Annotated in this window: 17 protein-coding genes; 15 read left to right on the plus strand and 2 right to left on the minus strand. The window is 43.8% G+C overall.

Features of this window, described 5'->3' with window-relative positions; genetic code table 11:
• Window positions 1-109 precede the first annotated feature (109 nt).
• The 3 genes from RTS09_RS09445 (at window position 110) to RTS09_RS09455 (ending at window position 3,480) form a co-directional block, all read left to right on the plus strand.
• Window positions 110-835, plus strand: coding sequence for a YggS family pyridoxal phosphate-dependent enzyme (locus tag RTS09_RS09445; RefSeq protein WP_312536435.1), 726 nt, complete (start codon window positions 110-112; stop codon window positions 833-835).
• A 425-nt stretch (window positions 836-1,260) separates the two neighbouring features.
• Window positions 1,261-1,785 (plus strand): C40 family peptidase, encoded by a 525-nt coding sequence (locus tag RTS09_RS09450; protein WP_312536438.1) that lies wholly within the window; start codon window positions 1,261-1,263, stop codon window positions 1,783-1,785.
• Window positions 1,786-2,130: 345 nt separating this feature from the next.
• On the plus strand, window positions 2,131-3,480 hold the full coding sequence (locus RTS09_RS09455; RefSeq protein WP_312536441.1) for a GGDEF domain-containing protein: 1,350 nt from the start codon (window positions 2,131-2,133) through the stop codon (window positions 3,478-3,480).
• 36 nt (window positions 3,481-3,516) lie between these two features.
• On the opposite strand, the gene truD is transcribed toward RTS09_RS09455, so the two are convergent.
• A complete protein-coding gene (gene truD / locus RTS09_RS09460; protein WP_312536444.1) occupies window positions 3,517-4,605 on the minus strand; it encodes a tRNA pseudouridine(13) synthase TruD in 1,089 nt (362 codons plus the stop codon).
• Between the two features lie 209 nt (window positions 4,606-4,814).
• Between truD and RTS09_RS09465 the strand changes: the two genes are divergently transcribed.
• Window positions 4,815-5,522 carry a GNAT family N-acetyltransferase gene (locus RTS09_RS09465; protein WP_312536447.1) on the plus strand — a complete coding sequence of 236 codons (708 nt, stop codon included), beginning with the start codon at window positions 4,815-4,817 and terminating at the stop codon, window positions 5,520-5,522.
• A gap of 204 nt (window positions 5,523-5,726) precedes the next feature.
• Here RTS09_RS09465 and RTS09_RS09470 read toward each other — a convergent pair whose 3' ends face one another.
• A complete protein-coding gene (locus RTS09_RS09470) occupies window positions 5,727-7,022 on the minus strand; it encodes a glutamate-5-semialdehyde dehydrogenase (protein WP_409418387.1) in 1,296 nt (431 codons plus the stop codon).
• A 258-nt stretch (window positions 7,023-7,280) separates the two neighbouring features.
• Here RTS09_RS09470 and RTS09_RS09475 point away from each other — a divergent pair, with 258 nt between their 5' ends.
• From RTS09_RS09475 to pstC, 11 genes are all read left to right on the plus strand, one after another.
• Complete coding sequence (locus tag RTS09_RS09475) at window positions 7,281-8,063, plus strand: ABC transporter ATP-binding protein (protein ID WP_472796478.1); 783 nt, start codon at window positions 7,281-7,283, stop codon at window positions 8,061-8,063.
• A gap of 255 nt (window positions 8,064-8,318) precedes the next feature.
• Complete coding sequence (locus RTS09_RS09480; RefSeq protein ID WP_312536453.1) at window positions 8,319-9,125, plus strand: transporter substrate-binding domain-containing protein; 807 nt, start codon at window positions 8,319-8,321, stop codon at window positions 9,123-9,125.
• Window positions 9,126-9,202: 77 nt separating this feature from the next.
• Complete coding sequence (locus RTS09_RS09485) at window positions 9,203-10,009, plus strand: ABC transporter substrate-binding protein (RefSeq protein WP_312536456.1); 807 nt, start codon at window positions 9,203-9,205, stop codon at window positions 10,007-10,009.
• 90 nt (window positions 10,010-10,099) lie between these two features.
• On the plus strand, window positions 10,100-11,020 hold the full coding sequence (locus RTS09_RS09490; RefSeq protein ID WP_312536459.1) for a transporter substrate-binding domain-containing protein: 921 nt from the start codon (window positions 10,100-10,102) through the stop codon (window positions 11,018-11,020).
• A 230-nt stretch (window positions 11,021-11,250) separates the two neighbouring features.
• The gene (locus RTS09_RS09495) at window positions 11,251-11,970 is read left to right on the plus strand and encodes an ABC transporter permease (protein ID WP_007117180.1); all 720 of its coding nucleotides are present in this window, start codon (window positions 11,251-11,253) and stop codon (window positions 11,968-11,970) included.
• 11 nt (window positions 11,971-11,981) lie between these two features.
• Window positions 11,982-12,707, plus strand: coding sequence for an ABC transporter permease (locus tag RTS09_RS09500; RefSeq protein WP_159771482.1), 726 nt, complete (start codon window positions 11,982-11,984; stop codon window positions 12,705-12,707).
• A 57-nt stretch (window positions 12,708-12,764) separates the two neighbouring features.
• Window positions 12,765-13,337, plus strand: a complete 573-nt coding sequence (locus tag RTS09_RS09505; protein ID WP_312536461.1) for a hypothetical protein — start codon at window positions 12,765-12,767, stop codon at window positions 13,335-13,337.
• A 50-nt stretch (window positions 13,338-13,387) separates the two neighbouring features.
• Window positions 13,388-14,449: a tRNA (adenosine(37)-N6)-threonylcarbamoyltransferase complex transferase subunit TsaD gene (tsaD, locus tag RTS09_RS09510; RefSeq protein ID WP_312536464.1), complete on the plus strand. Its 1,062-nt coding sequence runs from the start codon at window positions 13,388-13,390 to the stop codon at window positions 14,447-14,449.
• A 20-nt stretch (window positions 14,450-14,469) separates the two neighbouring features.
• A complete protein-coding gene (crcB, locus tag RTS09_RS09515) occupies window positions 14,470-14,835 on the plus strand; it encodes a fluoride efflux transporter CrcB (RefSeq protein ID WP_312536466.1) in 366 nt (121 codons plus the stop codon).
• 372 nt (window positions 14,836-15,207) lie between these two features.
• On the plus strand, window positions 15,208-16,368 hold the full coding sequence (gene pstS, locus RTS09_RS09520; RefSeq protein ID WP_312536471.1) for a phosphate ABC transporter substrate-binding protein PstS: 1,161 nt from the start codon (window positions 15,208-15,210) through the stop codon (window positions 16,366-16,368).
• 137 nt (window positions 16,369-16,505) lie between these two features.
• The gene (gene pstC, locus RTS09_RS09525; protein ID WP_312276829.1) at window positions 16,506-17,456 is read left to right on the plus strand and encodes a phosphate ABC transporter permease subunit PstC; all 951 of its coding nucleotides are present in this window, start codon (window positions 16,506-16,508) and stop codon (window positions 17,454-17,456) included.

The following is a 17,456-nucleotide window of genomic DNA, read 5'->3' on the forward strand; positions in this document are numbered from 1 at the left end:
ATGCTAAACTTAAATTTAAAAATCAGCGGCACCAGTGCGAAAAAAACCAAAAACATCATCTTAACTCGCAAACAGTCAGCCAACCCCCTATCAACAGGAAAAGTTAACCATGCAAACATTCGATGAACAACAGCCATTGGCGACAAGCGCAACAGACGCTGAAAACCAAGCCTTGATAGCGCGTTGGCAACAGATGAAAACTGACGTTGCTAGACTCAATCCAACTGTCAAACTGCTTGCGGTATCCAAAACCAAACCCAGCTGGATGATTCGCACCTTAGCGCAGCAAGGTCAGCAAGATTTTGGTGAAAACTATGTGCAAGAAGCGGTGGCAAAAATCGCCGCACTCAAAGACGTTACTGCCAACGAGCAGCCATTGGTGTGGCATTATATCGGTCATATTCAGCGTAACAAGACCAAAGAGTTGGCGGCGCATTTTGATTGGGTGCATGGGGTCGATCGCTTAATTATTGCCCAGCGTCTCAATGGGCAAAGGGGTGAACACCTTCCGCCACTCAATATCTGTATCGAAGTCAATATTGACGATGAAGCCAGTAAATCAGGCTGCCAGCCGGACCAGTTACCTGAATTGGTGACAGAGATTAGCCAATTACCCAATTTGCAATTACGCGGACTGATGATTATCCCTGCCAAAAATTCCGCGTCTGCCTTTATCAAAACCCAACAGCTTTTTGAGCAAAACAAGCGCTATCATGCACATCCTGAGCAGTGGGATACTTTGTCAATGGGCATGAGCGGCGACATTGAGCAAGCCATTGCCGCGGGTGCCACCATCGTTCGTATTGGCACCGCCATTTTTGGGGCGAGAAATTAGTGAGAATAACGGGGTAAAAGGACATCAATTTAACGACTTTTATCAGTTTTCACTCAACTATTAAGCAGGATCAGTTACTTATTGACCCTGCTTTTTTTTACAGTAAGCCAAAATAAAGGCGAGATTGTAGGGATTGTTTAACCCAATGTGGTGTTAAATTAATGATTTTCTTACCCAATTATTGCTGTAAGCTTTCTATAAGATTTCTGTAAGCAAATTAGCTTACATTGTAATATTTTTTAACATTTTATGGAAAAAAGATATCCACATCTAAAAAACTTTATTGGTATGATGGCGTTGTTTTACAGAATGTAACCAATACAATAGTTATGTAATTTTTATCCGTATATCAACTTTTTAGCTTCTAGTAATCAATTTTGATATAGCCCATATACGGATAAAAGTTCTGAACGGATTAAAGCCCTATGAACTTTCTTCAAAAAACTTTATTAACCGCTCTACCTTGTGTCTTGTTCAGCCTAGCCCCAACCGCTGCCAATGCCGACAATGGTATCACAGAATATTTCGGTAGCTTTAACTCAAGTGTTTCTCAAAATCCAGAGGGTGGCTCAAAAGCAGATAGCCTCATTGCAAAAGCCAAAAACTTTATCGGTTTACCTTACCGCTGGGGTGGTACCAGCCCAACGAGTGGTTTTGACTGTAGCGGCTTTATGCAATATGTTTATAAACAAACCGCTAACATCAATCTGCCACGTACCTCAAGCAGCATGGCGCAAGTGGGTGAACGTATTAGCCGTAATGAGTTAAAGCCAGGCGATATGGTGTTTTTCTCTCAAGGTGGTGGTCGTATCTCTCATGTGGGCATGTACATCGGTGAAGGTCGTTTTATTCATTCACCATCAACCGGCAAAAGTATTTCTATTACAAGTTTAGATTCTGGCTATTGGGCAAATAAATTCGTGACAGCGCGCCGTGTCTTGGACGCTTGAGTGTAATCGAGAACGTTACTATTAAAGAATATTGTTGAAAAAACCCATAAAGTTAAAATGCTGTGAAATGTTGATCAAGGTAAGTTTATGCTTACCTTTTTTATTTTGTCGAGGAAATTTTGATACAAATAGATAAGTCAAGAATAATTAAAAAAAATTAAACATTTACCCATTGGTTATTAATAAAGTATTAGAATGAAGCAATAATACCTTATATAATCTTTAGGGTAAGTTAAATGCAAACGACTAAAACTAATCAATGAACGACAATGACTGACATCGCTGTTGATTTGTTTAATGCGTGACGCCCTTTTTTAATAGATTTATTGATTTTGCAATAATCCTATGACCCAAACCGCCTTGCCAAGCTTTAAAGAACAATTGCAGCAAACGCTAAAATTTTTTAGCTTTAAACCTTCGCTATATATCAATTCGCCAAGAGTCAACGATACCAATAAATTCATGCTGTTTATTATATTGGCGTTGGTTGAGACATTTTTTCATTTAATTTGGTATGCGACAGTTCTTGTCATCACATTGCCTATAGATATCTTTCCTTTTGCGCACAAGTTCAACCAAATCTTTAATCGCAGCTTGATGATCAATGTTACCTATTTGGGACTGGCGATGGTGTTGTTTTGCGGGTATTCACTATGGGTCATCACTCGCATTCCTGAACAGTCAAGACTTTGGCGAGAGTACCAAATCTTTTTTGTAATCATCTATTTGATTTATGAAAATCTTTTTATTGTCTGGATTGGCAACAACAGTGCGCTTGAAGGTGTAATGCTGATTAGTTCCACCGGTCTTGGGATGGTGCTATTAAGATGGCGACTGGTCTGGGTGTCGTTTGTCAGTTGTATTGTTGCATTATTTATTTTTAATATGAGTAATAGCATGAACTGGTGGCAATTGTTGCCTAGGTTGTATCCAAGTTTAGCAGCGCGTAGTCATTGGCTTTGGGGATTGTCTTTTAGCTTTTTGGTAACCGCCAAGGCAACAGTCACGCTGTATTGTATTTTACAGGGCATGAAAGTCATGAACTTTCAGCGCCGCAAGATTTATGATTTGCTAGAAGCTGATGCGCTCACCAATATTGCCAATCGGCGTACCATTTATAGTTTTTTGAGTTATTTATGGCAACGTAAAAGCGATTGGAATACGCTTAGTGTGATTTATATTGATTTGGACAAATTTAAACATATCAATGATAAATATGGTCATGATGCGGGTGATGCGACGTTGATTTGTACCGCGAATACCTTAAAAAACTTCTTACCGACAGGGACGATGTTTGGACGCGTGGGTGGGGAAGAATTTTGCATCATCTTGCCTAATATGGGGATTGAGCAAGCCTACGATATGGCAGAGCAGCTGCGCCAGGCTTTTGAAAAGCAAGTGGTGAGATATGGCATCTTTGATACAGAAATTCAATTTACCGCAAGCTTAGGTATAGCCAGCCTTTATCAAAATCATGGGAGAGATAGCGAGCGTGCGATTAATAATCGCAGTTTTATCGAATATATGCGCGAGTATATGCATAGTTTACCAACCATGCCTGCACTGCCACCTGCCCTTGAGCGCATTATCAAATTCTCCGATTTGGCAATGCAGCAAGCCAAAGCCAATGGTCGCAACTGTGTGGTCAAAGGTCAATGTTATTTATTGATGACGCAAAGCAATCAGCCGTCATAACTTAGCCTTTATAATTTAGCTTCTATAACCCAGCCTTCATAATTCAGTGGTGAGTACCGAGCTTGCAACAAGCGTATCAATCATCGTCGTCGCAAAACTGCCTGCCGGTAATTCAAAATCTAACACCAATGTCTCACCGTCTTGCCAAACCCATTGCAAGTTACGGGGCAACATACGCAGGGAGCGGCGCTGCTGCTTTAAACCAAACTCAATCAGACCTTGACTTAGCTGCTGATAAATGGGATTGTCAGTGATGACGGATAGTTCTAATGCGTTAACCTTACCACTGCTTTTTAACTCACCTGCGCCCCACATCGGTGCAGTCAAATGGATATCACCACTTTGTAGCCTTGATAGCATGGTTTCATCTATATGCTGTGCCACAAAAATACTGTTTGAACCCGCCAAATTCATCACATCACCATCAAGCGGTTGGTTCCAAATGCCCAATGCGATACGTTTTGCCAAGATGGCATTGAATAATTCACTACGCGCTGCCGACAGATACAGACTGATTTTATCTTGGTCAAATTTGCGATGAATTTTTTTGCCCCTAATTGTATGATGGGTGAATAGTTCGATAGCGGCATCAGTATTATTGGCATCTTGCCCAAAGCGCTGCTCGCCAAAATAATTGGGAACACCTTGTGTTTTGATAGTCGCAAGTTGTTGCTCGATGGCGGCTTTCTCACCCACCACATTGCGTAAGGTGATGATAAACTGATTGGCCTGATGAGTACCGCGCCCCAGTTTTTTGTGATGCCAATGCTGTGCCAGTATTTCTAGCGTTTCATCGCTAGCTAATTTGGTCTGGACAAATTGCTCAAAGTTTTGTTCAGGGGCAATTTTTTTTGGCAAGCGAAGACTAAACCACTGCGTCGTCAGCGCATGACGATCTTTGAGCCCCGAATATCCTACATCCTTGAGTGGGATGCCTGCCCATTGTGACAGCAACTTTGCCACAAAATTGGTATTCATACGGGTTTTTTGAATATGAAGCCAAAGATGTTCGCCTGTATGGCTGCATTCAATGCCAAGTTTTTCATGGACAATAAAATCAGTGGGTTGTTGTTTATAAATAGCGGACTCAATCGCAGGGGTATAGGGTGAAGGCAGTTTTGGCATGCTAGGGTTACTTGCAAAAGGTTTATTTTAACAAATGGATGATTGATAAACCATCTCGATTACAGATTCGATTACAGCAGCGCTTTATTATAACCATGCTTTATTGTCTTATGCTAATAGGTTAAAAATATGACGGCAACAACAATGACGTCAAATACGGCTTGAATGCCAAAGTAATAGACAATAAAGTAGTGCTTGCTAAGTTAGGTATGTTGGTTAATTTAGGTGCATTGGGTGGCAAAATCGGTCATCCTAACTTGGCAAAATTTTTAACGCATCCTATGTTTAGCCAATGTGAGCATAAAAAGAGAAAAAACATGAAAGACCCTGATAGCAATATCGATAAAAACGCCGTGCAATTACGCGTTGCCACGCAACAAGACGTCGAAACTTTGGTAACTTTGCTCAATCGCTGTTACCGCTCAGATGAAGGCTGGACCAATGAAGCGGCTTTAATTGGTGGGATTCGTACCACGCCCGAGGAAATGACAGCCCTGATAGACAACCCGAACGTTTATCTGTTCGTGTTTGAAAATCCGCACGATAGCGATGATTTGCTCGGGTGTATTTCTGTGGATTTCTCACCCATTAACCATCAGCCAGCGGCGTATATTGGTACTTTTGCGGTTCATCCTGCTGTGCAAGGTAAAGGCATTGGCGATACGATGTTGTCTGCGGTAGAAACGTTTGCTATCAGACATGCCCACGCCAAAAACGTAACCCATTTACCTTTAACCCATTTACCTTTAACCCATTTATCTATGTCGATTTTAAGTCATCGACCAGAGCTGTTAAGTTATTATCAGCGCCGCGGTTATCTACTGACAGGGGAGAGGATGGCATTTCCAAGAGACGGCAACAATGGCGACCCCAAACGCGATGAGGTATTTTTAGAGTTTTTGCAAAAACCCATTTAAGCAAATAAAGCGTCCGTCAACACTCAATGGACAATTTAAACTGACCCAAGATAGCAAAGGCACACCGATGTTGACGGTTACCAGTGTAAATCAAATCAGTATCTTTAAAACTAGTATCTTTAAACCTGTAGCTGCGTAATTTGGCAGTTTAATAATTAAAAAAAGCCCACATCAATCAGTGGGCTTTGTAGTGGTAACTAACTATTATTTTCTGACTTCCCCATGCCCAAACACAATCCATTTTTGCGATGTTAAACCTTCAAGACCCACAGGGCCGCGCGCATGGATTTTATCGGTAGAGATACCAATCTCTGCACCCAAACCATATTCAAATCCATCGGCAAAGCGGGTTGATGCATTGACCATCACGCTACTAGAATCAACTTCACGCATGAATGTTAACGATTTTGAGTAGTTTTCGGTGATAATCGCATCGGTATGGTGTGAGCCATGGGTATTGATATGGGCAATGGCTTCGTCGATATCGGCGACTACTTTAATCGCCAAAATTGGCGCCAAATATTCGGTATCCCAATCTGCCTCACTCGCCGCTGACAGATGAGCGGTTAATTCAGCGGTATCGCTCAAGATGGCTAAGGTTTTTGGACAGCCGCGTAATTGCATGGCACTGTCTGCAGCGACAATGGCGCTGGCGATTGGCGGCAGCGCTTGCGCAGCGATTTGGCTATCAATCAGCAGCGTTTCCATGGTATTACAAGTCCCGTAGCGGTGAGTTTTGGCATTGACGCAAATATCGGTTGCCATAGTCAAGTTTGCATCGCGATCGACAAAGGTATGGCAGTTACCATCTAGATGCTTGATGACAGGGACGCGCGCTTCATTACTGATACGCTCAATCAGGCTTTTACCACCCCGCGGCACAATCACATCGACATAGCGATTCATGGTGATAAGTTCCCCCACTGCCGCGCGGTCAGTGGTTTCGACCACTTGCACGGCGGCCTCTGGCAAACCAACCGCTTGTAAACCTTGTTTGACACACGCAGCCAATGCTTGGTTGGAATAAAACGCTTCTGACCCGCCTCGTAGGATAATCGCATTGCCAGATTTTAATGCCAAAGACGCAGCTTCAATCGTCACATTGGGGCGAGATTCATAAATCATCCCGACCACGCCCAGCGGCACGCGCATTTTACCTAGCTGAATACCCGATGGACGAAAGGTCATATCCGTGACCTCGCCAATCGGGTCAGGTAACATGGCGACATCTTTTAGCCCTTGTAACATGCCTTCAAAACGCGCATCGGTGAGCGCTAATCGGTCAAGTAGTGCGTCATCCAGTCCTTTTTGTTGACCGTTTTGCATATCGGTGGCATTGGCAGCTAGCACCTGTGATTTGGCTTGTTGCAGGGCGTCATAGATAGCGAGTAGGGCGCTATTTTTGAGCGCGGTGTCTGCTTTTGCCAAAATTGCTGAAGCAGCGCGCGCTTGCTGTCCCACGGTTTGCATATAATGTTTGGTATCAGTCATGGTTTGCATAGTCAGTCCCTAATATAATCATCGCTTCATCATAACAACTTCAATCCAAAAATGGAATTTAGAAAGTTTTGACAGACAAAAATTAATGGTTATGACTTAATCTAAAAACCAGTGCTAAAGACCAGTGCCCTAAAATCGAACGCCATAAAATAAAGTTAAATGAGAGAAAAATTTGCGTTTTAGTAGCGTTTTAAGCGAAAATAGACAGTTTTTTTCCACCTATCGTCTAATTTTGGATTAAATATCATGTCAGATGCTATGCCAAACTTACAGCGTCCTGTAGCCTTGCAACTTAACAATATCCACAAGAACTTTGGATCGCTTGAAGTACTAAAAGGTGTATCGTTGACCGCTTATGATGGCGATGTCATCTCAATTCTTGGCTCGAGCGGTTCGGGCAAATCCACCTTGCTACGCTGTATAAATTTGCTTGAAAACCCCTCGCAAGGGGAGGTTTTTTTGGGCAATGAAGCATTGGTATTAAAACCGAATAAATCCGGGGATTTGGTTGCCGCCAATCAACGCCAACTTGAGCAGTTTCGCTCAAAAATGGGTTTTGTGTTCCAAAACTTTAATTTATGGCCACACCGGACTATTTTACAAAACATCATTGAAGGGCCGACCCAAGTCCTAAAAATCGCCAAAGACCAAGCCATCAGTGAAGCTGAAGTGCTACTAAAACGCGTAGAATTACTGGACAAAAAAGATGCTTATCCAGAAAACTTATCGGGTGGGCAACGCCAGCGTATCGCCATCGCTCGTGCGTTAGCGATGAAGCCCCAAGTATTGCTATTTGATGAGCCAACCTCTGCCCTCGACCCAGAATTGGTCAATGAAGTATTAGCGGTGATGAAATCGCTTGCTGAAGAAGGTCGCACCATGCTGATTGTCACCCATGAAATGCGTTTTGCGCGCGATGTATCAAGCCAAGTGGTGTTCTTGCATGAGGGACGTATCGAAGAAATAGGCACACCAGAGCAAGTATTTGACAATCCGCAATCAGCGCGGGTGAAAGACTTTATGGCAAGCCATCAAAAATAATCCAATCAGCCTATCAGCCGTCAATTGCCATGCGATTGGCGGTTTTGTAGTTTTAGGCATCAGAAAAAATTTATTTGATTTAATTGTTGCTGAATACGTTTTTCACTTGCAAAAATGTTAATTTATGTTAATTTTAACTAAATTGTAAACTCGCATTGATTTTAGTCGCATTGATTTTAAATATTGAAATCGCTGAAAGCGAAACCTGATATTAAATCGCTTTTTATTCAAAAATTTCATTTGTAAGGAACATCCATGCAATCAACCTTGAATTCAACCTACTCAAAACTCGCCTTGGCAACGGTATGTGCAGTTAGCATGGGATTAACCGCCTGTCAAAAACCTGCTGAAAAAACAGAAGGTGCAGCCGCCAGCCAACCCGCTGCCGGTGCCAGCACGGGCAAAAAAATTCGTATTGCCACTGAAGGCGCCTACAAACCATTTAACTACACCAATGCCGATGGCACATTAGGCGGTTATGATGTGGATGTTGCCAAAGCCGTGTGTGCCCAAGCGAAACTCGACTGCGAAATCGTAGCGCAAGATTGGGACGGTATCTTACCAGGCTTGATGGCGAGAAAATACGACGCGGTTGCCGCGGGTATGTCAATTACCCCAGAGCGTTCAGCGCAAGTGGACTTCACCACACCTTATTTTAAAAACACCATGGTTTGGGTCGCTGCTAAAGGTGGCAAATTCAACCCACAAGCGATTTCAGGGTTAAAAATCGGCGGTCAACGCTCAACCACCATGGCACAGTACCTTCAAGATAAACTGAGCAAAACCAACGAAATCAAATTGTATGACAACTATGACAACGCCTATATTGACCTAAAATCAGGTCGTATCGATTCAGTGCTGTCTGAAAAAGTAACCGCAAGCGAATGGCTAAAACAAAACAGCAACTACCAAATCGTAGGCAGTGAGATGGATAATGGTGACAACATCGCAATGGCCATTCGTAAAGGCGATCCACTAAAAGCAGAATTTGACAAAGCCTTAGATGCGCTACAAAGCAATGGCGAGTTGGCAAAATTACAAAAGCAACATTTTGGTAATTAATTGACGTTGTATTGAGCGATTTAAGATTTACACAATAGATGCGGGTGACCCTCAAATTTTGACAAAAAGGTGTTGTTATGAAACAGTTATCGGTTTTGGGTGTATCGTCGTTAGCCATTTTGATGGGGGTAACCGCCTGTCAAAAACCTGCCCAAAAAGAAGCAGACACGGCAGCAGCAAGTAGCACAACCATGGCAGCAAACGCAGATATGCCACAGATTCGTATCGCTACCGAATCAAGCTTTGTCCCCTTTAGTTATAAAGATGCCAATGGCAAATTAATCGGCTTTGAGATTGATTTGGCAGATGCGCTATGTGCTGAAGCCAAACTAAAATGTGAAGTGATTTCCCAAGATTGGGATGGACTGATTCCAGGACTACAAGCACAAAAATACAATGCCATCATGGCGGGGATGTCAGACACCGCAGAGCGTCGCCAAGTGGTGGCATTTAGCGACCCATACTTTACCAACAACCTCGTTGTCATTGGCAAAAAAGGGGTAGAAAAAGGCGCTGATGACTTGGCGGGCAAATCCGTGGGTGCGCAGCGTTCAACGACTGCCGCTGAGTACTTAGCCAAAAACTTCCCAAAAGCCACCCCAAAACTGTATGACACCCAAGATAATGCCTATCTTGACCTAGAATCGGGCCGTACAGATTTGATGATTTCTGATAGTGCCCCAGCCTTATCATGGTTAAAAACTGCCAAAGGTCAAGGCTTTGAAGTCAAAGGTCAACCGATCAATATTGATGACAAAATTGCCATTGCTCTTCGTCAAAATGATCCATTGATTGGCAAATTCAACACCGCACTGGCGGCGCTAAAAGCCAATGGTACTTACGATAAAATCAGCCAAAAATATTTTGCAGATTTGCCGAAATAAGCCGTTAAATAACTTATTTGCCTGTTAGTGTTGTTAAAGCTTACAAGCAAAAATTGTCATGTGTTAGACGTTAAAAATTAGGAGTATCAGGTGAAAGCAAATATTTCATTATTGGGTAGCTTGGCATTGGCAGGTCTAGCGCTGGTGGGTTGTCAAAAACCTGCAGAAAAAACGGCGGCAACGACGGGTAGCACAGCCGCTTCTACAACGGTGAGTAGCAGCACAGAGACATCGAGCAGTATGGCTGGCAAAACCATTCGCATCGCCACCGAAGGCACCTATAAACCCTTTAGTATCACCAAAGCGGATGGCAGTTTGACAGGTTTTGACGTGGATTTTATGCAGGCCTTGTGTGCAGAAATGAAAGCCAACTGTGAAATCAAGCCACAAGATTGGGATGGTTTATTGCCAGGCTTGATGGCAAAAAAATATGACGTGGTAATTGATGCGATGTCTATCACCCCAGAACGTCAGGCGCAAGTCGATTTTACCGACCCCTATTTTACCAATACGTTGGTGTTTTTGACCAAACAAGGTAGCCCCATCAATCCGGATGACCCTGCCCAAATTGACAGCCATAAAGTTGCGGCGCAGCGTTCAACGCTATCTACCCAGTGGATGGAAAAAAATCACCCAAAAGCCCAGCTAAACCTGTATGAAGGGTTGGACAATGCGTTTATGGACTTGGCAGCAGGGCGCTCAGATATGATGATTTCGGATAAAGCCCCGGCCGCTTATTGGCTGACCACGCCAGAAGGTAAAGGCTTTGAAATCAAAGGTAAAGAGATTGATGTCAATGACAAAATGGGTATCATCGTTCGTAAAGGTGACCCACTGCGTTTAGAATTTAACAAAGCGATTGCCACGTTAAAATCAAATGGCACGTATGACAAAATCTATAACCAATATTTTGGTAATGCAACCACTACAACGGCGGCGGCAAGCAACGTGGCCGTTACGGTCTCTAGCAGTACAACGACCACGACGACTGTGGCAAGTACGAGCAAGTAACTCAACCAAGCGCTTGGGTTCAGTCAAAAACTGGGTGAAAAGTCACTCAGTTTTTTGTTTTTTTTGATGGTTTTTGATAGGGCAATCACGTAAAATTGCACCCTGCAAAAAACAAAGCAAAAGGTTATATCCGTTATCACCTTTTGTCTATGTGACGGTAAAACTGCGTTTTAAGCATTTTTTGGGTAATAGGTCAGCAAACAGAGTTAAAAAGACAGGGTATCGATATTGTGTTAGATCTACAAGGTTTTGGGCAGCTATTATTAAGCGGCGCTTGGGTCACCATCAAACTGGCATTGACTAGTTTGGTCATTGGGCTGATTTTGGGATTATTGGGTGCGACCGCTAAGATGTCACGATTTAAAGTGCTCAACGCCATCGCCACCGCTTACACCACGATTATCCGTGGTATTCCAGAACTGCTGTCAGTCATGTTTATTTACTTTGGCGGCTCGATGTTGATGGGTCTTATTCTATCGCAATTTGGCAATACGGGATACGTGGATGTCAGTCCGTTCTGGGCGGGGGTTACAGCGCTGTCTGTGGCATTTGGTGCGTATGCGACCGAAACTTTTCGTATGGCATTTCAAGAGATTCCAAAAGGTCAAGCTGAAGCAGCGCAAGCGATTGGCATGAAAAAATTTCAAATCCTTTGGCGAGTGACGTTGCCACAAGTGTGGCGTATTGCACTGCCAGGACTGGGTAATTTGTTTTTGGTACTGCTCAAAGATACTGCGTTGGTTTCTGTGGTCGGGCTTGAAGATATCATGCGCCACGCCAAAACGGCAGCGACTTCCACGCAAAGCCCGTTTACTTTTTATATGGCAGCAGCCTTGTTGTACTTGAGTCTGACCGTCATCATCACCGGTGTGATTATGTGGCTAGAATGGGTCAATAACCCAGCAGAGCGTTATGCAAAACGCCTGCAAAAAATCGGCATGGCAAAATAGGGGATTCATCAATGAACTGGAATTGGCAAATTATTATTGATAGTATCCCAAAACTGCTGCAAGGCAGTATTATCACCATTGAGCTTGTGGTGTTGTCGGGTTTATTGGGGTTTATGTTGGCAGTGCCGCTAGCACTGGCTAGGCTGTCGAAAAAACCTTGGGTGCAGGCATTGCCGTTTGCGTATATTTTCTTTTTTCGGGGTACGCCGCTACTGGTGCAAATCTTTTTGATTTATTATGGCTTGTCACAATTTAAATGGGTGACCGAGTCTGTGCTGTGGAAATCGGGTGTGTTAGCGAGCCCATTTTGGTGCGCTATCATCGCTTTTACCCTCAATACCGCAGCTTATATTGCCGAAATCATCCGCGGTGCTATCAAGTCAATACCCAAAGGCGAGAATGAAGCTGCCGACGCCATTGGCATGTCGTATAGCCAAAAATTGCGCCGAATTATTTTTCCTCGTGCCTTTGGCATCATGCTACCTGCGTATGGCAATGAAGTGATTTTTATGCTCAAAGGCAGTGCGCTGGCATCGACCATCACTTTGATGGATATCACCGGTGTGGCAACGACGATTATGTCAAAAACTTATACCGTTTTTGAGTTGTTCTTTGCCTCAGGTATCATTTATTTGTTATTGTCTTGGCTATTGATTGGGATGTTTCGATTGGCAGAAAAACGCATCAATCGTCATCTTTCTTATCAGCCCATCAGTAATGGGGGCGTTACTGCCTAAGTTAGGCTAAGCTAGATTAAGCTAGACAAAGAGTTTGGATGTATTGGAGGCGTGCCAATGAGACAAGCAGTTATAATATCAAGTTTGCTGATGGGTGGGGTGTTACTCTCGGCTTGTCAACCTGCCAGTGATAACAAGCCAGCGCAAAACAGCACAGCAAGTGCCACAGTAAGCGCCACAGTGGCTAGCGTTCAAAGTCCGCATCACGTTGCCAGTGTAGCTGTCGCCAGTACCGTATCCCCCCAAGCCGCCCAAAACGGTGCGCCCAAACAAATCAACTGGGCATTGGTGGATTCGGGCGTTAAGCCAGTCGATAAGGCTAGCTTTAAATATCCCTTTGAGCTCGATAGCGAGCCTGTCAAAGCGTATGCCGAAATGTATCATGTGGATAATGAAACCTCCCGCTACAATTTAACGGTGGGTATGGCAGTCAATGAAGTCTTATCCAAAGTGCTCGACCAGCTGGGTACTGCGTATGTGTCACATGAACTCACAGCTGGTAAAAACAGCGCGTTTGTCATCCATACCACCCAGCAAATTGCTCCGAGCCAATACACTTATGTCTTTGCCGAGCCCTTTGCCAAAGGGTTAACCATTCCTGTCAAAATCATCAATGATGGCAAAAAATAACTAACTTGCCATCGGTATGTTGACGTTTATTTATCGTTTAAGGAAATACCATGCGTGTGCTAGGATTGGAAACATCCTGCGATGAAACGGGATTAGCCATTTTTGATAGTGACCAACGTCACCAACCCAATCAAGGTTTGGTCGGGCAAGTGCTGTATAGTCAAATCGCGCTACATGCGACGTATGGTGGGGTAGTCCCTGAACTTGCAAGCCGCGATCACATCCGCAAATTAGTGCCCTTGTTGCAGCAACTGCTTGATGACTGCCAACTCAAAAAAACCGATATCGATGCAATTGCCTTTACCAAAGGTCCTGGACTGGTGGGCGCGTTGATGACAGGGGCATTATTTGGCCGCAGTTTGGCGATGGCATTGGGTATTCCTGCGATTGGAGTACATCACATGGAAGGGCACTTACTCGCGCCGCTATTAGGCGCCAATCCGCCCGATTTTCCGTTTGTCGCGTTGCTCGTGTCGGGTGGACATACCATGTTGGTAGCCGTCAAAGGCATCGGGCAATATGAAATATTAGGTGAGTCGATTGATGATGCCGCGGGCGAATGCTTTGATAAAGCCGCTAAAATGCTAGAGTTACCTTATCCTGGTGGACCTAATATCGCACGCTTGGCGCAAACAGGCAATCCATTAGCCTATGAATTACCGCGCCCGATGCTCGGCAAAGGATTGGATTTTTCTTTTAGTGGTATGAAAACCGCCGTGCATAATTTGATTAAAGACCATCCAACCGATAGCCATAATCCTGAGCATGCCCAGACGCGCGCCGATATTGCGGCAAGTTTTCAATATGCGATGGTCGATACGTTGGTGAAAAAATGCGTCAAAGCCTTGCAGCAAACGGGTATGAAACGTTTGGTGATAGCAGGTGGGGTGAGTGCCAATCAACAACTACGAGAATCGCTAGCCGAGGCATTAGCCAAAATCAATGCCACTGTGCATTATGCACCGCCTGCCTTGTGTACTGACAATGGCGCCATGATTGCTTTCGCTGGTTGGCAGCGCTTGAATGCCGGTCAACAGGATGAGCTAGCGGTTAGCTGCTTGCCGCGTTGGGATATGACAACGCTGCCTGCTGTCAATCCAGCTAACCCATAATCATCTACAAGGACTTGAATATGCCATGGCTGTGGATAGGACTGGGGGCGGCATTGGGGGCAATGCTGCGCTGGTGGTTATCGAGAATCAATAGCGGACATCCTTGGTTGCCCTATGGCACACTATTTGCCAATGTACTAGGCGGGCTGTTGATGGGATTTGCCTTGATACTTACCCAAAAGATGCACCCAAACTTACGACTGTTTATCACCACCGGGTTTTTGGGGGGACTGACAACGTTTAGTACCTTTAGTGCCGAAGTGTTTACTTTGTTGCATACCGGCAAGGTATGGCAAGGTGTCGCCTTGATTGGCGTCCATGTGCTTTTAACCTTGGTTGCGACTGCCATTGGTTTTTATAGTCTTAAATTGTTAAATTATGGATAACTTTTCAACTTGTTAATTTTTTCGCCTTTTCACTTCTCATTCACCGCTAAAGGTTGTAAAGCTTCTCAAGGCTTTGCGAACCGATAAGCAAGTTTAATATTAAATGTACTTATCCGGTCTCATCTATAGCATGCGCAATCGGTCAGTCATCAAATTGTCATGATACTGTCACATTTCTTTGTAATCATATACACAATTTTTATACAAACCGAATGATGGTTATTGTCATGAAAGTTAAATCGGTCAGCATTGAGCTATATCAGCTTTGAGCTATCCTAGTGAAAATAACCAAAAAGTTAAATCGTACCGTTGGTGACATTTTTTCATTCAGGCAGTTTCATTGTAAACTCAAAACGTTTTTAGGAGCTATCCATGCGTTATTCATTATTAAGTGTTATCGTAGCATCGACCTTAGCATTAACCGCTTGTGGTAACAAACAAGCAGACAATCAAGCAGCGGGTGCCTCAGCAACATCAAGCACTTCTACTACAGGCGCTACAGGTAGCGATAAAAACGCCGTATTTACTATCACAGGTGCAGGCGCCTCTTTTCCACAACCTATCTATGCTAAATGGGCAGGTGAGTTCAAAAACGCCACTGGCGGTCAAGTAAATTACCAATCAATCGGTTCATCAGGTGGTATCAAACAAATCCAAGCCAATACCGTTGACTTTGGTGCGTCGGATGCGCCTTTAAGCAAAGAAGAGTTGGATAAAAGCGGTTTAATCCAGTTTCCAACCGTTATCGGTGGGGTTGTACCAGTTGTTAATATCGATGGTGTTGCACCCGGTCAATTAAAACTAGACGGTGCCACCCTTGCCAATATCTACTTGGGTAAAATCACTAAATGGAATGACCCAGCGATTACCGCATTAAACGCAGGCGTGACACTACCAGATGCGCCAATCACGACGATTTTCCGTTCTGACGGTTCAGGTACAACCTTTAACTTTGCAAGCTACTTAGCGGCTGTATCACCAGAATGGAAAGCAGGTCCAGGTGTAGACAAATCAATTAAATGGCCAACCGCTGCGACAGGTGCAGGTGGTAAAGGTAACGAAGGCGTGGCAAGTAACGTCGCTCGTGCCAAAAACTCAATCGGTTATGTTGAGTACGCTTACGCAAAACAAAACAAAATGGCTTACACTCAGTTGAAAAATGCGGCGGGCAACTTTGTACAACCATCCGCTGAAAGCTTTGCCGCTGCGGGTAATGCAGATTGGAAAGGTACACCAGGCTTTAACATTGTATTGACTAACCAAGCAGACCCAAATGCCTGGCCAATCTCTGCGGCAACCTTCATCTTAGTCCATACTAAACCCACCAACCCAGAAAACGTCAAAAATACCCTTAAATTCTTTGACTGGGCGTATTCAAGTGGTGATGAGCTAGCAAAATCATTGGACTTTGTACCATTCTCAGCAGAAAGCAAAGCTATCTTCCGTGAAGAGTGGAAAAAAGTTGTAGGGGCTGATGGTAAACCACTGTTTACCTCAGATGCTGCCACAGCAACTGCTTCAGCTGCAAAATAATCTAATGATGATTAACAGTTAACAGGGTTATGCATGTCAAACTATACGTAGAGCAATAAACAAGTTAATGCTCTACGTTTTTTTTTCAAATTTCTAGAATTAGTAAACTAAAACTATTTTTTGATGGCTGGGTTCTTATGTCGGATTTACACGCAAAACTCGCAAAGCAAAAACAATTAGACTGGTTGTTTGTCAACGCGACTCGTCTTTTTGCGTTTATCGTGCTGTTGTTGTTAGGTGGTATCTTAATCTCACTATTTCTTGGCGCATTGCCAAGTATGAAGGCGTTTGGCATTAACTTTTATACCAGTAAAGACTGGGATACAGGGATGGATGTATACGGCGCACTCGCACCAATCTATGGTACGTTGGTGACTTCTATCATTGCTATTTTGATTGCGGTGCCGGTAAGTTTTGGTATTGCCATGTTTTTGACCGAGCTTTGCCCAAATTTTTTAAAACGTCCTTTAGGGATTGCCATTGAGTTGTTAGCGGGTATCCCTTCAATTATTTATGGTATGTGGGGATTTTTCGTATTTGCACCTTGGTTTTCAGAACATATCCAGCCCTGGCTGATTGACCATTTGGGTGATGTGCCTTATGTGGGTCGTTTATTCCAAGGTGCGCCGATGGGTATTGGTCTGTTCACTGCAAGTTTGATTTTGGCTGTCATGATTATCCCGTTTATTGCATCGGTCATGCGTGACGTTTTCTCCATTACGCCAAAGATGCTCAAAGAATCTGCTTATGGTTTGGGTTCAACCACTTGGGAAGTGATGCGATACGTGGTGTTGCCTTATACCAAAGCCGGGGTGATGGGCGGTATCATTTTGGGATTGGGTCGCGCATTGGGTGAAACGATGGCAGTCACCTTTGTTATTGGTAACGCTTATAACGTCAGTCCAAGTTTGTTCCAGTCAGGGGTGTCAATCACTTCGGCATTGGCAAATGAATTTGCAGAGTCTGAAGGCTTGCACCAATCATCGCTACTACATTTAGGTTTCTTACTATTTATCATTACCTTTATTGTACTGGTGATTTCAAAATTGATGCTCAGTCGTATGGATAAAAATGCGGGTACGAAATAA

Origin of the sequence: Moraxella sp. CTOTU47618, from assembly GCF_032017425.1 — a bacterium.
GTDB lineage: Bacteria > Pseudomonadota > Gammaproteobacteria > Pseudomonadales > Moraxellaceae > Faucicola > Faucicola tetraodonis.

Bases quoted from the DNA above. Each gene is read 5' to 3' on its own strand.
- RTS09_RS09505 (WP_312536461.1), top strand. From the start codon at position 12,765: ATGAGACAAGCAGTTATAATATCAAGTTTGCTGATGGGTGGGGTGTTA.
- crcB (WP_312536466.1), top strand. From the start codon at position 14,470: ATGCCATGGCTGTGGATAGGACTGGGGGCGGCATTGGGGGCAATGCTG.
- RTS09_RS09465 (WP_312536447.1), top strand. From the start codon at position 4,815: ATGTTGGTTAATTTAGGTGCATTGGGTGGCAAAATCGGTCATCCTAAC.
- truD (WP_312536444.1), bottom strand. From the start codon at position 4,605: ATGCCAAAACTGCCTTCACCCTATACCCCTGCGATTGAGTCCGCTATT.
- pstC (WP_312276829.1), top strand. From the start codon at position 16,506: ATGTCGGATTTACACGCAAAACTCGCAAAGCAAAAACAATTAGACTGG.
- RTS09_RS09470 (WP_409418387.1), bottom strand. From the start codon at position 7,022: ATGCAAACCATGACTGATACCAAACATTATATGCAAACCGTGGGACAG.
- tsaD (WP_312536464.1), top strand. From the start codon at position 13,388: ATGCGTGTGCTAGGATTGGAAACATCCTGCGATGAAACGGGATTAGCC.
- RTS09_RS09450 (WP_312536438.1), top strand. From the start codon at position 1,261: ATGAACTTTCTTCAAAAAACTTTATTAACCGCTCTACCTTGTGTCTTG.
- RTS09_RS09475 (WP_472796478.1), top strand. From the start codon at position 7,281: ATGCCAAACTTACAGCGTCCTGTAGCCTTGCAACTTAACAATATCCAC.
- RTS09_RS09485 (WP_312536456.1), top strand. From the start codon at position 9,203: ATGAAACAGTTATCGGTTTTGGGTGTATCGTCGTTAGCCATTTTGATG.
- RTS09_RS09500 (WP_159771482.1), top strand. From the start codon at position 11,982: ATGAACTGGAATTGGCAAATTATTATTGATAGTATCCCAAAACTGCTG.
- RTS09_RS09455 (WP_312536441.1), top strand. From the start codon at position 2,131: ATGACCCAAACCGCCTTGCCAAGCTTTAAAGAACAATTGCAGCAAACG.
- RTS09_RS09480 (WP_312536453.1), top strand. From the start codon at position 8,319: ATGCAATCAACCTTGAATTCAACCTACTCAAAACTCGCCTTGGCAACG.
- pstS (WP_312536471.1), top strand. From the start codon at position 15,208: ATGCGTTATTCATTATTAAGTGTTATCGTAGCATCGACCTTAGCATTA.
- RTS09_RS09445 (WP_312536435.1), top strand. From the start codon at position 110: ATGCAAACATTCGATGAACAACAGCCATTGGCGACAAGCGCAACAGAC.